The sequence below is a fragment of the Streptomyces sp. NPDC037273 genome (genome assembly GCF_055603625.1).
The window spans coordinates 218,056-232,402 of record NZ_JBVJVO010000012.1 but is presented as its reverse complement, the minus strand read 5'-3'; the positions used below and the strand labels follow the sequence as shown (position 1 = coordinate 232,402).

11 protein-coding genes are annotated in these 14,347 nt (G+C 71.5%); 5 read left to right on the top strand and 6 right to left on the bottom strand.

Going from position 1 to position 14,347, the window contains the following annotated elements:
- Window positions 1–108: 108 nt before the first annotated feature.
- Window positions 109–627 carry a hypothetical protein gene (locus tag ACZ7G1_RS28730; protein WP_470876896.1) on the bottom strand — a complete coding sequence of 173 codons (519 nt, stop codon included), beginning with the start codon at window positions 625–627 and terminating at the stop codon, window positions 109–111.
- Window positions 628–824: 197 nt separating this feature from the next.
- Here ACZ7G1_RS28730 and ACZ7G1_RS28725 point away from each other — a divergent pair, with 197 nt between their 5' ends.
- Both ACZ7G1_RS28725 and ACZ7G1_RS28720 read left to right on the top strand, forming a co-directional pair.
- Window positions 825–1,769 carry a helix-turn-helix domain-containing protein gene (locus ACZ7G1_RS28725; RefSeq protein ID WP_470876898.1) on the top strand — a complete coding sequence of 315 codons (945 nt, stop codon included), beginning with the start codon at window positions 825–827 and terminating at the stop codon, window positions 1,767–1,769.
- A gap of 41 nt (window positions 1,770–1,810) precedes the next feature.
- Entirely contained in the window at window positions 1,811–2,644 is an 834-nt protein-coding gene (locus ACZ7G1_RS28720) for a dioxygenase family protein (RefSeq protein ID WP_470876900.1), read from the top strand.
- Between the two features lie 12 nt (window positions 2,645–2,656).
- On the opposite strand, the gene fahA is transcribed toward ACZ7G1_RS28720, so the two are convergent.
- Window positions 2,657–3,883 (bottom strand): fumarylacetoacetase, encoded by a 1,227-nt coding sequence (fahA, locus tag ACZ7G1_RS28715; protein WP_470876902.1) that lies wholly within the window; start codon window positions 3,881–3,883, stop codon window positions 2,657–2,659.
- Between the two features lie 293 nt (window positions 3,884–4,176).
- On the opposite strand from fahA, the gene ACZ7G1_RS28710 reads away from it, so the two are divergent.
- Window positions 4,177–5,508 carry a peptidase gene (locus ACZ7G1_RS28710; protein ID WP_470876904.1) on the top strand — a complete coding sequence of 444 codons (1,332 nt, stop codon included), beginning with the start codon at window positions 4,177–4,179 and terminating at the stop codon, window positions 5,506–5,508.
- Between the two features lie 61 nt (window positions 5,509–5,569).
- Here the strand turns inward: ACZ7G1_RS28710 and ACZ7G1_RS28705 are convergent, their stop codons facing one another.
- Window positions 5,570–7,576, bottom strand: a complete 2,007-nt coding sequence (locus ACZ7G1_RS28705) for a CocE/NonD family hydrolase (protein WP_470876906.1) — start codon at window positions 7,574–7,576, stop codon at window positions 5,570–5,572.
- Between the two features lie 18 nt (window positions 7,577–7,594).
- The gene (locus ACZ7G1_RS28700; RefSeq protein ID WP_470876908.1) at window positions 7,595–9,100 is read right to left on the bottom strand and encodes a peptide MFS transporter; all 1,506 of its coding nucleotides are present in this window, start codon (window positions 9,098–9,100) and stop codon (window positions 7,595–7,597) included.
- Window positions 9,101–9,298: 198 nt separating this feature from the next.
- Here ACZ7G1_RS28700 and ACZ7G1_RS28695 point away from each other — a divergent pair, with 198 nt between their 5' ends.
- Both ACZ7G1_RS28695 and ACZ7G1_RS28690 read left to right on the top strand, forming a co-directional pair.
- Window positions 9,299–10,309 (top strand): polyprenyl synthetase family protein, encoded by a 1,011-nt coding sequence (locus ACZ7G1_RS28695; protein WP_470876910.1) that lies wholly within the window; start codon window positions 9,299–9,301, stop codon window positions 10,307–10,309.
- A gap of 128 nt (window positions 10,310–10,437) precedes the next feature.
- Window positions 10,438–11,628 (top strand): LolA family protein, encoded by a 1,191-nt coding sequence (locus tag ACZ7G1_RS28690; RefSeq protein WP_470876912.1) that lies wholly within the window; start codon window positions 10,438–10,440, stop codon window positions 11,626–11,628.
- Between the two features lie 90 nt (window positions 11,629–11,718).
- On the opposite strand, the gene ACZ7G1_RS28685 is transcribed toward ACZ7G1_RS28690, so the two are convergent.
- Complete coding sequence (locus ACZ7G1_RS28685) at window positions 11,719–13,026, bottom strand: M28 family metallopeptidase (RefSeq protein ID WP_470876914.1); 1,308 nt, start codon at window positions 13,024–13,026, stop codon at window positions 11,719–11,721.
- Between the two features lie 359 nt (window positions 13,027–13,385).
- Window positions 13,386–14,282: a helix-turn-helix domain-containing protein gene (locus ACZ7G1_RS28680; RefSeq protein WP_470876916.1), complete on the bottom strand. Its 897-nt coding sequence runs from the start codon at window positions 14,280–14,282 to the stop codon at window positions 13,386–13,388.
- Window positions 14,283–14,347 lie beyond the last annotated feature (65 nt).

Sequence of the window (14,347 nt, the reverse complement as noted above, 5' to 3'; positions counted from 1 at the left end):
CCCCCCTCCTCCCCCCCCCCCCCCCCCCCCCCCCCCCCCCCCCCCCCCCCCCCCCCCCCCCCCCCCCCCCCCCCCCCCCCCCCCCCCCCCCCCCCTCCGCCGTACGCCTCAGGGGCAGGTCACGGTCGGGTTGTAGCGCGCGAACAGGCCGGCCGGGTTCTTCTTGTACAGCCAGACGTGCCGGTCGTAGATCTTGCCGAGCACCGGGTTGTCGAAGGGCCCGTCGAAGGGCCGGTCGAACATCTTCGGCGCCGGCTGTCCCGTGTACGCCACCACCCACTCGACGGCGACCAGGTGCCGGTCGCCGTCCTTGCCGGTCGCGTAGATCACGACGGCGGGCCGGGACGGGTCGGTCGAGCCGATGTTGGCCGGATTGACGTAGTGGTAGCCCATGCCGCCCTCGCCGGGCATGGCCACGCACACGTTCGTCTTCAGGTAGCCCGCCTTGACGGCCAGCGGCTCGTACGCGTACTTCGCCGTCGCCGTGTACGCCTTGCCCAGGTCCCGGGCCACGTCGCCGGGGCCGGCGGCCTGCGCGGGGCCCGCCACGAGCGCCGTGGCGGCGAGCGCGGTGAGGCCGAGGCCGGTGGCTATGAGCGGACGGTTGCGGCGGGGTCGTGCGGACATGGAGTGCTCCTCGGGATGGGGTGCGCCCCGCCCTGGGGGCGCCGGAGTCGCGTGGCCCCTCCCCTGAGCCCGCTGTCTGGAGCATGTGCCGCCGCCCGGGTGCCCCGCACGCGGGGGTGACCCATTGGAGGTCCCGTGGCATCGTGGAAACCGCCCCGAATGGTCTGTACCAACTGTCGAGAGGGGAAGCGTTCCGCATGCGTGGCACGACCGTCTTACCCGGCACCCCCTGCGCCGCCCCGAAACCCGGCGACCCGCCCATGCACCGCCTCGAACTGAGCCTCCCCGACGCCGTGCCCTTCGCCGCCGGGAGCTTCGACGCCGTCGGCCCGCTGTCCCGCGCCGCCTTCCCGCACCGGCACACCTTCCACGAGATCGTCCACGTCACCTCCGGCACCGGCACCCACGTCGTCGACCTGTCCCGCTGGCCGCTGAGCCCGCCCCACCTGGGGGTCATCCTGCCCGGCCAGGTGCACCGCTGGGAGGACGCCGAAGGCCTCGACGGCACCGTCGTCCTCTTCACCGAGGACTTCCTCCTCGACCACCCCGGCGACCGGGACCTCCTCCGCCGCCTCGGCGAACGCCCCTGGCACACCCTCGACGGCCCCACGCACGCGCGTACCGCCCGGCTGATGGCCGAACTCGTCGAGGAACACCGGCACGGCGCCGACGGCTTCGCCACCGTGCTGCGGTCCCTGCTGCACGTCCTCCTGGTCCGCACCGCACGGCTCCCGGGCCCCGGCGCGGACGGGCCACCGCCCGTGGCACCCCCGCAGGGCAGGACCGGGGCCGTCGCCGAGGAGTTCGCCCGCCTGGCCGCCCGTACCGGAGCGGAGGGCAGGACCGTACGCGAGTGCGCCGAGCTGATCGGCGTCACCCCCGGCTATCTCACCGAGGCCGTCCGCACCGCCACCGGCCGCACCCCCGGCGACCTCCTGCGCGCGGCCCGCACCCGCGAGGCCCAACGGCTGCTCGTCGGAACGGAGCTGTCGATCCGTCAGGTGGCGGCCAGGGTCGGCTTCGACGACCCCGCCTACTTCTGCCGCTTCTTCCGCCGCGAGACCGGACGGAGCCCGGGGGACTTCCGAAAACACCACGACCGCCGTGCTCCGTCCCTCGAAGGCGACGGCTCACCCGCCTAGGTTCGTGCCGATCCCGAAGCCCCCACCTCCGAGGAGCAGGCATGGAGAACGAGACCGGCACCGGGCACGTCACCCGCAAGGCGGTGCTGCGCGCCGCGCTGGCCGCCGGCATGGCGGCCCCCGCCGTCCTCATGGGCGTCCCCGCGCTCGCCCGCACGCTCACCACCGGCGACGCCCCGCCCGCGCTCACCCCGGCGTGCGACGACGGCGACGACCCCACCCCGTCACAGACCGAAGGGCCGTACTTCAAGCCCAACTCCCCGCTGCGGAGCAGCCTGGTGGACGCCGGGACACCCGGGGTGCGGCTCACCGTCAGCGGTTACGTCTTCGGTCTCGCCTGCAAGCCGGTCTCCGGTGTCCTGCTGGACTTCTGGCAGGCCGACACCAACGGCGCCTACGACAACACCGGATTCCGCTTCCGCGGCCACCAGTTCACCGACGCCGGCGGCGCGTTCAGGCTCACCACGATCGTGCCCGGCCTCTACCCCGGCCGCACCCGGCACATCCACGTCAAGCTGCAGGCCCCCGGCCGCCCGGTGCTGACCACCCAGCTGTACTTCCCGAACGAGCCCCGCAACAACACCGACACCATCTTCGACCCGCGGCTGCTCATGACCGTCCGGGACGCGGGCGGCGGCCGGGAGGCGGCCTTCGACTTCGTCCTGAACGTGCCGCAGGACCCGGGGCCGTCCCCGACGTCGACCCCCACCGGCACGCCCACCGGCAGCCCCGGCGGCACCTGGGCCGCCGGGACCGCCTACCGGGCGGGCGACACCGTCACGTACGGCGGCCTGGGCTATGCGTGCCTCCAGGCACACACGGCCCAGGCCGGCTGGGAGCCGCCGAACGTCCCCGCGCTCTGGCGGCTCCGGTAGGCGCGCGGACGGTTACGCGGACGGAACGATCCGGCCCCGGACCTCGCCCAGGGTCACCCGGGTGTCGTCCGGGCCGGGAGCCCAGGCCGTGAGGACGACCTCGTCGCCGTCCTCGAGGAACGTGCGCTTGCCGGAGGGGAGTTCGAGGGCGTCACGGCCGTTCCAGGTGAGCTCCAGGAGGGAGCCGCGCTGGTGGGTCTCCGGGCCGGAGACGGTGCCGGAGCCGTAGAGGTCGCCGGTACGGAGGGAGGCGCCGTTCACCGTCATGTGGGCGAGCTGCTGGGCCGCGGTCCAGTACATGGTGGAGAACGGCGGCTCCGAGACGACCTCGCCGTTGATGGCGACGGTGATGCGGAGGTCGAAGCCGCCGAGCTCCTCCGCCTCGCTGTCGTCGAGGTAGGGGAGAAGGGGGAAGTCGCGGGCCGGCGGGGCCGTACGGGCCGCGTCCAGGGCCTCCAGGGGGGTGACCCAGGCCGAGACGGAGGTCTGGAAGGACTTGCCGAGGAACGGGCCGAGCGGCACGTACTCCCAGGCCTGGACGTCACGCGCCGACCAGTCGTTCAGCAGCGTCAGACCGAAGACGTGCTCGCGGAAGTCCGCCAGCGGCACCGGCCTGCCCAGCTCCGACGGGGTGCCGACGAGGAAGCCGACCTCCGCCTCGATGTCCAGCTTGATCGACGGGCCGAAGACGGGTGCCGGGTCCGTGGGCGCCTTGCGCTGCCCGGAGGGGCGTACGACATCGGTCCCCGAGACCACCACGGTGCCCGCGCGGCCGTGGTAACCGATCGGCAGGTGCTTCCAGTTGGGGGTCAGCGCGTCGCCGTCCGGGCGGAAGATGTGCCCCACGTTCGTCGCGTGGTGCTCGCTCGCGTAGAAGTCGACGTAGTCCGCGACCTCGTACGGCAGGTGCAGCGTCACCGCGTCCAGCGGGTGCAGCAGCGGCTCGACGTCCGCCCGGTGCGCCGGCACCGTCACCCACGCCGTCAGCGCCCGGCGCACATCGCGCCACGCGGTCCGGCCGGCCGCGAGCAGCGGGTTCAGGCTCGGCTGGTCGAGCAGGCTCGCGTACGGGGAGCCGAGCGCGCGCGCCGCGGCACCCGCGTCCAGCACGTACCCGCCGATCCGGACGCCGAGCCGGCGCCGGCCGGGCTCGTCGGCGGTGGAGAAGACGCCGTACGGGAGGTTGTGCGGGCCGAAGGGATCGCCCTCGGCCAGATCGAGCGGGCTGTGCTCGGACATCTGTGCGTGCCTCGCTTTCCAGGTGTGTGGAGGACACGTTACGGGCCGGGCCGCCGGGCGAGGATGACATGGATCACAGAGAAAGTGCGGCCTCCGTGAGCAACTGTCAGGGTTTGTCCCGTATATGCGTGGCGTGAGTCTCGGGTATCGCTGTGAGCTGCGAAAACACAACTCCGGGTCAGGGCCCCCTCGTTTTACGATCACGCCTGCGGCGCGCCGCGTGAAGTCCCCGCGCGCGCCCGCCCCACCACCACACTTCGCACTCTTTCTCTGACCAGGAAAAGGTCCGCACCGTGAAGATCCGCCGCATTCTCGCGACCGCCGTGGCCGCCGCCGTGACCACCCCGGCGCTGTTCCTGTCGGCCGCCCCCGCCTTCGCCGACACCAAGCCGACCGCCCCGCAGTCCCAGAAGCCCTCCTCGCACGAGGACGGCGACGAGGACGAGCCGACGATCGAGGAGCTCCGGGCCGCCGTCGCCGCCGCGCAGAAGGCGTACGACGAGGCCGTCGTCGACGTGGCCAAGGCCATGGACGACCTGAAGGCCCTGGACAAGGCCGACCACCCGCTCCAGGTGAAGGTCGCCGATGCGAAGAAGGCCGTCGACGCGGCCGCCGCGGCCAAGACCGCCGCCGACGCCGAGCTGGCCAAGGCCGTCCAGGCCGAGAAGGACCTGCTCGCGAAGCCCGAGGCGACGGAGCAGGAGAAGAAGGACGCCGCCGACGCCGTCACCGCCGCGAAGAAGACGGCCGCCGACGCGGCTGCCGCCAAGACGGCCGCCGACGAGGAACTGCGCAAGGCCGACAAGGCCCTCGGTGACGCCGCTGTCGCGGCTTCGCGGGTCGTCGGCCTCGCCCAGAAGGTCAGGGACGCCGCCAAGGAGGACCTCGACGAGGCCAAGGACGAGCTGGAGATCGCCGAGGAGCTCGAAGGCGAGTGCAAGGTCGACGAGGACCTCAACGTCTCGATGAGCGGCCCGAAGTCGGTCACCGCCGGTAAGCCGGCCGTCTTCTCGCTGCGCGTCACCAACAACACCGACCACAAGCTGGACTTCGTCGAGGCCTTCGCCACCGGCGTGCGGCTGCCCAAGCCGGGCGAGATCATCGACGACGAGTCGCCCATCGAGGGCCGTCTCATCCCGATCGAGTGGTCGTCCCCGGACGTCCTGGAGTGGACGCCGATCACGGACAAGTTCGAGTCCATCGAGGTCGGCGAGCTGGCCAAGGGCGCCTCGTACGACGTGAAGCTGCGCCTGACGCTGCCGGCCGACGCGGCCGCCGGCCGGGGTGTCGTCTTCGGGCACGCCGAGTACGAGAACGACAACGGTTCGTGCGGCATGAGCGACGACTTCCCGGACGCCGGGTTCGCCATCGTCGCGGCCAAGGGCACCAAGCCGTCCCCGACCCCGACCCCGTCGACCTCGACGCCCACCCCGGCCCCGTCCACCGGTGGCAACCACAACACCACCCAGCAGGGCGGTTCGTCGAACACGCCGGTGAAGGGCTCCCTGGCCGCCACCGGTGCGAACGACACGATGCCGCTTGGCCTGGTCGCGGCGGGCGCCGTGGCGCTGGGCGCGGGCGTGATGGTCGTGTCCCGTCGCCGTAAGGCCGGCGCGGACGCGTAAGCGGTCGTGTGACGCGCGAGGGCCCGCATCCCGTCTCCGGGGTGCGGGCCCTTTCGCGTGGTCAGCCGGCGGTGCGGGGGATCTGTTCCTCCCAGGTGCGGTGGAAGACGACTTCGCCGCCCTCCTTGCAGATGAGCTCGTTGACGGTGAAGAACGAGTCGGCGTCGCAGGAGATCTCGGAGCGGGTGTCGACCGTGCAGTCCCAGGCGAGTTCGGGGCGGTGGAGGCGGACGGACCACTCGGAGCGGGTGCGGGCGGAGAGGGGGCCGCTCTCGTCGATGGTGTAGGTCTCGACGGCGTCCTCGGTGAATTCGAGGCCGTCGGGGTACACGCGCGTGCCGCCGTACTTCGGGTCGACGTCGAGCCGCCATTCGCCCTTGGCGACGTCGCGGACGACGACGCGCTCGGGGCGGGGCTCCTCCAGGGTGCGCGGGTAGACGACGCCGAGGGGCTCGGACTGCTCGGGCTCCTCCCATTCGACGGCGTCCTGGGTGGGGGTGCGGACGGGCAGGGTGAGGTGCGAGCCGGCCGGGTCGAGGGTGAAGCCGGCCGCGTCCGGCTGGGGCCAGATCCAGGGCCAGTACGTGGAGGAGACGGCGAGGCGGACGCGGTGGCCGGGCGGGAAGGTGTGGCCGATGGCGTTCAGCTCGAAGACGTAGCTCTCCGTCTCGCCGATCTGGGCCTCGACGGCCCGGTCGCGGCCGTAGCGGGCGGAGAAGTTCAGCGCGCCGCGGGTGACGAGGGTCGAGGAGCCGTCGGGGGCGATGTCGCAGAGCCGGGCGATGACCTGTCCGGTGGGGGCGGCCGTGCGCAGGGCGAGGCTGACGGTGGGGCGGCCGAGGATCTCGATGGGGACGCCGCCCTCGGCGGTCTCGGGCACGGGGAAGTCGAAGCAGGCCGAGTGGGCGTCCTCGTCGCGCTGGTCCGGGGGCAGGTCGGCGTCGTTGCCGAAGGGGAAGAAGCGGCCGGCGTCGAGCCCGGTCTGCTGGGGGGAGTCGACGACGACGGGCGCGCCCTGGAAGGCGTACGTGACGGGGGTGACGTTCGGGGAGGGCCAGGAGGGGTCGGCGACCCAGCGGCCGGGGAGCTCGTCGTAGACGGTGGCGGGCCGGTGGGACTCGCTGATCCAGGAGCGGAGCAGCGGTTCGGCCATCACGTCGTTGTCGACGCCCTTGAGGTGGTGGTCCCACCAGCGCAGGGTCTCCTGGAGGAAGCCGATGGCGGGGCCGGGCGGCAGGCCGCGGTCGGGGTACTGGTGGGACCAGGGGCCGATGATGCCGCGCACCCGGTCCTGGGGGAGGTGGTGGGCGAGCCGCAGGACGGTGTCGCGGTACGGGTCGTGCCAGCCGCCGACGGCGAGGACGGCGGCCCGGATGGCGCCGTAGTCCTCGCAGACGCTGCCGTGCTTCCAGTAGGCGTCGCGGGTCTGGTGGGAGAGCCAGGTGTGGACGAGGGGCTCGACGGTCTCCAGGCGCTTGAGCCACAGGGCGCGCCATTCCTCGCCGACGTACTGGGGGTCCGGCGGGCGGGCGACGAAGGCGAGCATGGTGGCCGCCCAGGCGTGCATGTCGACGCCGAGGACGGAGCCGCCCATGTAGTGGACGTCGTTGTCGTAGCGGTCGTCGGTGGAGCAGACGGTGACGATCGCCTTGAGGGGTTCGGGGGCGAGGGCGGCGATCTGGAGTGAGTTGAAGCCGCCCCAGGAGATGCCGAACATGCCGACCTTGCCGGTGCACCAGGGCTGCTCGGCGAGCCAGTTCACGACGGCCACGCCGTCGGCGAGCTCGACGGCGTCGTACTCGTCGCCGGGCAGGCCCTCGCTGTTGCCGTGGCCGCGGACGTCGACCCGTACGGAGGCGTAGCCGTGGCCCGCGTACCAGGGGTGGCGCTGCCAGTCGCGGGGCGCGGTCCAGTCGGTGAGGCGGTAGGGCAGGTACTCCAGGAGGGCCGGTACGGGTTCGTCGGTGACCGGGCGCCACACGCGCGCGTACAGCCGGGTTCCGTCCGGGAGGGGGATGCGGACGTCTTCGTGGCGGGTCTCGTACGGGAAGTCGGTACGGATCTTCATCACGGCTCCCTGAGCGGACTAGTGGACGGGGTGCATGGTGCGGCGCAGCCAGGGCGCCAGGGCGATCACGGCGAGGCCGACGGCGACGGCCACGGCGCCGTTGACGCCGAAGTAGGCGGGCTTGGAGACGTCGTCGTAGAGCTTCACGGTCTGGGCCTGGATGCCGTTGGCGAGGGCGAGGGAGAGGAACCAGAGCGACATCGTCTGGCTGGCGAAGGCCTTGGGGGCGAGCTTGCTGGTGGCGGACATCCCGGAGGTCTCCAGGAGCACGTCGCCGAGGCCGAGCAGCAGGTACGAGCCGACGATCCACCAGGCGGCCATCTGGTACGTGTCGTCGGCGTGCCCGGAGGTCGGCAGGACCATCAGGAGGAACGAGAGGCCGCCCAGGATCACGCCGTAGGCGATCTTGTTGGAGGCGTGCGGCTGCTTGTGGCCCATCCGGGCCCAGACGGCGGCCACGACGGGCGCCAGGAGGACCTCGAAGGCGCCCAGGGCGGAGGCGTACCAGCTGGCGGGGAAGTCGAAGCCGAGGATGGTCGTGCGGGCGTTGGTGGAGGCCAGCAGCATCATCGTGGAGTAGGCCTGGAAGAGGATGAAGTTGAACGCCACCGAGGCCAGGAACAGCACGATGTACGGCTTGAGGCGGCCGCGCTCCTCGGCCGTGACCCGGGGGCTGGTGAACATCACCCAGAAGTAGACGACGGGCGCGATCACCGAGATCAGGGTCAGCAGGTCGACGAACCGGTCCATGGTGAGCCAGCCCGCGAGGGCGAGGGCGGTGGCCACGGCGGCGACCGCGACCGTGCCGACGACGATCGACCTGACCGCCCGGCGCATGGCGTCAGGGGCGAGCGGGAACTCGGCGGAGTGCTTGCGTCCGGCCAGGTGACGGCGGCCGGCGACGTACTGGATCAGGCCGAGGGTCATGCCGAGGGCGGCGGCCGAGAAGCCCCAGTGGTAGCCCTTGTGGTCGGCGAGCCAGCCGGTGATCAGCGGTCCCGCGAAGGCGCCGATGTTGATCGCCATGTAGTAGAGCGCGAAACCGGCGTCGCGGCGGTCGTCGTCGGTGCGGTAGAGCTTGCCGACCATGGTTGCCACGTTCGGCTTCAGGAGGCCGGTGCCGGCGCTGATCAGGCCGAGGCCGACCCAGGTCATGGCGGCCGTCGGCACCGCCATGGCGTAGTGGCCGCAGGCGATCAGGATGCCGCCCCAGAGGACCGCGCGGTAGGAGCCCAGGATGCGGTCGGCGAGCCAGCCGCCGGCGACCGACACCAGGTAGACGAGGGTGCCGTAGGCGGCGGAGACGGAGGCCGCGGTGCCCGGGTCCATGCCGAGGCCGCCGTCGGCGACGGTGGCGGCGAAGTACAGGACGAGGATCGCCTGCATGCCGAGGAACGAGAACCGCTCCCAGACCTCCAGGCCGGAGAGGGTCAGCAGTCCCTTGGGGTGGCCGAGGAAGGCGCGGTCGTCCTCGGGCGGAGGCTGCTCGCCGTTCGGGTCGGTATCGATCGTTGTTCGGGACAAAACGCCTACTCCTGGTCGTATGAGCTGATCACGAACATACCGGGGGTGACGGGAAGGCGCCCACGGTGATCGAAAGGTGACCGGATACGCTGGCTTGAGTGAATCCAGCGACACATCGACAATCCGTGTGATCGTCAACAGTCCGTGTGAACAATCCGTGTGATCGTCAGCAGGCGTCAGCAGACAGGAGACCCCCTCGTGACCGTCGTCGGGCCGTTCGGTCTTAGCGTGCGGGACCAGGCTCTTGAGGCCGATGTCCAGACCGGTTTGGCGGCTGTGGAGGCGGGCCTCCTGGACGCCACCAAGAGCGATGTCCCCTTCATCACGGAGGCCGCGCAGCACCTCGTGCTGGCCGGCGGGAAGCGCTTCCGCCCCCTGCTCGTGATGCTCGCCGCCCAGTTCGGCGACCCCTACGCGCCGGGCGTCGTGCCCTCCGCCGTGGTCGTCGAGCTCACCCACCTGGCCACGCTCTACCACGACGACGTCATGGACGAGGCCGACGTCCGGCGCGGCGTCGACAGCGCCAACACCCGCTGGGGCAACTCCATCGCCGTCCTCACGGGTGACTTCCTCTTCGCCCGCGCCTCGCACACGCTCGCGGACCTCGGCCCCGAGGCCGTACGGATCCAGTCCGAGGCGTTCGAACGGCTCGTGACCGGCCAGATCCTGGAGACCGCCGGACCGACCGACGGCCGCGACCCCGTCGACCACTACCTCGACGTCCTCGGCGGCAAGACCGGCTCCCTCGTCGCCGTCTCCTGCCGCTTCGGCGCCATGATGTCCGGCGCCGACGACTCCGTCGTCGACATCCTCACCCAGTACGGCGAGCGGCTCGGCGTCGCCTTCCAGCTCGCCGACGACGTCCTCGACATCGCCTCCGACTCCCACGAGTCCGGCAAGACCCCCGGCACCGACCTCCGCGAGGGCATCCCCACCCTGCCCGTCCTGCACCTGCGGGCCGCGGCCGCCGCCCACGGACGCCCCGAGGACGTCGAGCTCGTCGCCCTGATCGACGGCGACCTCACCGACGACGCCCGGCACGCCGAGGCCCTCCGCCGGCTCCGCGCCCACCCCGCCCTGGAGCAGGCCCGCCGCGACACCGTCCGGTACGCCGAGGAGGCCCGCGCCATGCTCGCGCCCCTCCCCGACGGCTACGCCAAGTCGGCTCTGGAAGAGATGTGCGACGCGGTGGTCCACCGCGCGGGCTAGGGCATCTCAGGGTCGGGTCATCCCATAGCAGTACGCCAGGTTGATCCCGGGGTCTGACGATTCCGTGCTCCCCGTTTGGTCAGATGGAGGTATCGACCACACCAGGGCGCACGGAGGTAGCGGAGACCATGGCAGCGAACGAAGCCCGTAGCGAGACCCGTCGCAAGGCGAGCCGGTACGTCGTCCCGGTCGCGGTGGCCGGAGTGGCCGCGGCGACCATCGGCCTCGTCCCGGCGCTCGCGGCGTCCGGAGACCCGGACCTGCCGGAGATCACGGCCCAGCAGCTCATCGAGAAGATCGCCGCCTCGGACACCCAGACCCTGTCCGGCACGTTCAAGATCTCCACCGACCTCGGCCTGCCGTCCCTCGGCGGCCTGGCCGGCATCGGCGGCGGCGCGGGCTCCGGCTCCGCGGACCCGACGGAGAAGCTCACCGAGCTCGTCGCGGGCAGCCACACGCTGCGCGTCTCCGCGGACGGGCCCGAGCGCCAGCGGCTCACCCTGCTCGACGGCTCCGACGAGTACAGCCTGATCCACAACGGCGACGACGTCTGGGCCTACGACAGCAAGTCCAACGAGGTCTTCCACGAGAAGGGCGCGTCCGGCGCCCCCGAGGCCGACAAGCAGCTCCCCAGCACGCCCAAGCAGCTCGCGGACGAGGTTCTGAAGGCCGCCGGCGACACCACCTCGATCACCGTCGGCGGTACGGCGAAGGTGGCCGGCCGCGACGCCTACCAGCTGGTGATCAAGCCGAAGCAGGCCGGCTCCACGGTCGAGTCGGTGAAGATCGCGGTGGACGCGGCGAACGGCACCCCGCTGAAGTTCACCCTCTCCTCGGTCGAGGGCGGCAAGCCGGTCGTCGACGCCGGCTTCACCAAGGTCGACTTCGCCAAGCCGGCCGCCTCCGACTTCACCTTCAAGGCGCCCGAGGGCGCGAAGGTGACGGAGGGTTCCGCCGACAAGGGCGACGTCGAGGGAGACCTGCCCGAGGGCTTCGAGGGCGGCATCCCCGGCCTGGGGAACCTCGGCGACCTCGGCAAGGACGGCCTCGGGAAGGACGGCGGCCTCAACGTCATCGGCGAGGGCTGGACGACCATCGCCAAGCTCGACACCGGCGCCCCCGCGCCCAAGACCGACGAAGCGCCGAAGGAGATCCAGGGCTTCCTGGACTCCTTCGGCGACAAGGTCACCGGCAAGTTCGGCTCCGGCACCGTCTTCAAGACGAAGCTGGTGAACGCGCTCCTCACCGACGACGGCAAGGTCTACGTCGGCGCGGTGACGAAGGACGCGCTCGTGGACGCGGCGAACTCCGGCAAGTAACAGCGAAGTTGGGACCCCGGGCGGGTCGGGGGCGATGTTCACCGACCCACCCGGGAGTTTCGGGCTTACGGGCTTACGGGCTTACGGGTTTTACGGGAACGTCAGCTTGAAGTTGTTGATGTAGCCGGTGTCGGCGGAGGCCTTGTCCTGGACGCGGAGCTTCCAGGCACCGTTGGCGACCTCGGTGGAGGCGTTGACGGTGAAGGTCTGCTGGATGTTGTCGGCGCTGCCGCCGGAGCGGTTGGAGAGGCTGTAGACCGAGCCGTCGGGGGCGATGAGGTCGACGACGAGGTCACCGCGGTAGGTGTGGATGATGTCCACGCCGACGGCGAGGTTGCTCGGGGCGTTGCCGGTGATGCCGGTGACGTTCACGGTCGAGGTGACCGCGGCGCCGGGGGAGTCCGGGATGGTCACGTCCGCGGAGTTCTCGAAGACCGTGCCGGTCGGCGGGGTCGTCGTCCCGGAGAGCGTCCAGATCGCGTGCGCGATGGCGTCGCTGTTGCGGTCGAGGGCGGTGTCGTTGATGTTCGCCGTCGTGTCGCAGGACGAGTGGTAGCACCGGTCGAAGGCCTGACCGGACGTGCCGCCCCACTTCTGCGCCTGGGCCGCCGTCTTGATGTAGTCGGCGCCGGTGAACAGGCCGCCGACCGGGATGCCGACGTTCTTGAACGGGGCGTGGTCGGAGCGGCCGTCGCCCTCGGTCTCGATCTCGGTGGCTATGCCGAGCCCGGCGAAGTAGTTCTTGAAGGTCTGCTCGATCGTCGGGTCGTCGTCGTAGACGAAGTAGCCCGGGTTGGGCGAGCCGATCATGTCGAAGTTCAGGTAGCCCTTGATCTTCGAACGCTCGGTGGTCGCCAGGTTGTTGACGTAGTACTTCGAGCCGATGAGGCCGAGTTCCTCGGCACCCCACCAGCCGAACCGCAGGTGCTTCGTGGGCTGGAAGCCGGCACGGGAGACCGCGAGCGCCGTCTCCAGGACGGCCGCCGACCCGGACCCGTTGTCGTTGATGCCGGGCCCCGAGGTGACCGAGTCGAGGTGCGAACCGGCCATCAGGACCTGGTTCGGGTCACCGCCCGGCCAGTCGGCTATCAGGTTGTAGCCGGTCGCGCCGCTGGAGGTGAAGGTCTGCAGCGTCGTCGTGTATCCGGCCGCGTCGAGCTTGGCCTTCACGAAGTCGATCGACGCCTTGTAACCCGCCCGGCCGTGGGCGCGGTTGCCGCCGTTGGCCGTCGCGATCGACTGCAGGTCCGTCAAGTGCTGCTTGACGTTGGCGAGCGGGATGTCGGGCGCGGCGGCAGCCGCCTGCGACCCGGCGGACGCGGTCCCGGTGAGACCGCCGAGCGCGAGCGCCGCGAGGGCGGCGACCGCGGTGACACGTCTGGGCACGGAGATGTTCATCTGTGGGGGCTCCGGATTCCGAACGGGGATGGGACGGAACGTGCGAGACGCCCCATGGCTTGGGTGCCACGAGGCGCTGGAGCTGTGCGTGTGCGTGTGCGGTGTTCAGGTATTCGTGCGTTCTTCTGTGCGTGCTGAATGTTCAGTGAGAGTTTGACTCTGCGTCAAGAGCGGAAACCGGTCAGACGCGTTCGCTCAGCGGACGGAACGGCAGTGCGTCGCTTCTCCAATACGCCCTGAGCGGTACCTGGAAGGCTCCCCCCTGGGCCCGCCTGATCCCCGGCGCACCCTAAGGCGTGTCGGCCTGGGGATCACCTTTCGGCGGCGCGGTCGGAGACGAGGCCGATCTGCGGCAGGAGCTAGGCGGCTGCTCTCGCGGTGGTGCGGCAGTCCGTGCACAGACCGTCGGACGTCGGTGGCGGGAAGGGGCGTCCGCAGTCGTCGCACTCGATGAAGCGGGAGCCCGGCGAGGGTGCGGGCGATGGCGTGGCGGGCAGGGGCGGCGGCAGTAGGGACCTCAGGCGGTGGGCGAGGAGGCCTGCCGGGTGGGCGAGGTTGTCGGGAAGGCTCGCGCAGAGCGTGCGGCGGACGGCGTCGGGGCGGGCTCCCCGGTCGAGCCAGACGGTCACCTCCGGGGCCAGGCGCAGGACGTCCCGCTCCGAGAGCAACAGCCGGGGCTCGTGCACGCGCAGCTCCGCCAGGACGGCGGCGGCGACGCGGTGGCACTCCGCGAGCGGCGGGACGGGCGGGGGCGGGGGCGTCGGCGTCGGTGCTTTCGGTGCGGGCGCCGGCTCCTGCCGTACGGGCGGTGTCGTTGCGCCTGCGGGCGCCGGGTCCTGCCGTACGGGCGGTGCCGCCCTGCGTACGGGCTCCGGCTTCTGCCGTGCGGGCGGTGCTGTCCTGCGTACGGGCTCGGGTTCAGCCCCCGGGCGGTTGTACGAGATCGTGCGGTGCACGAACCGGCCGTCCGGCAGTCGCTCCCTGGTGCGCTTGAGGTAGCCGTAGGCCTCCAGCTCCCGCATCGCGCGGGCGACGACCAGCTCGGTGTTGGGCACTTGGGCCGCGATCGCCTTGACTCCGACGGGGGCCCCGGCGGGCAGCGACTGGAGGTAGAGGGCCAGGCCTCGTGCTTCCAGCGTGAGCTTGCGGTGCTGAGCGAGGTGGTTTCCGGTGACCACGTACTGCGTGTCGTGGCGGACGTTGACATGAACGAGCCCGGAAGGGGGCAGCGGCGCGTTAGGCTGCTTGGAAGCCATCGGGAAGGTGCTTCTTCCTCGTTGGTCAGGCCCTCGATCGGGAAGTCAGTCCCGGCCGGGGGCCG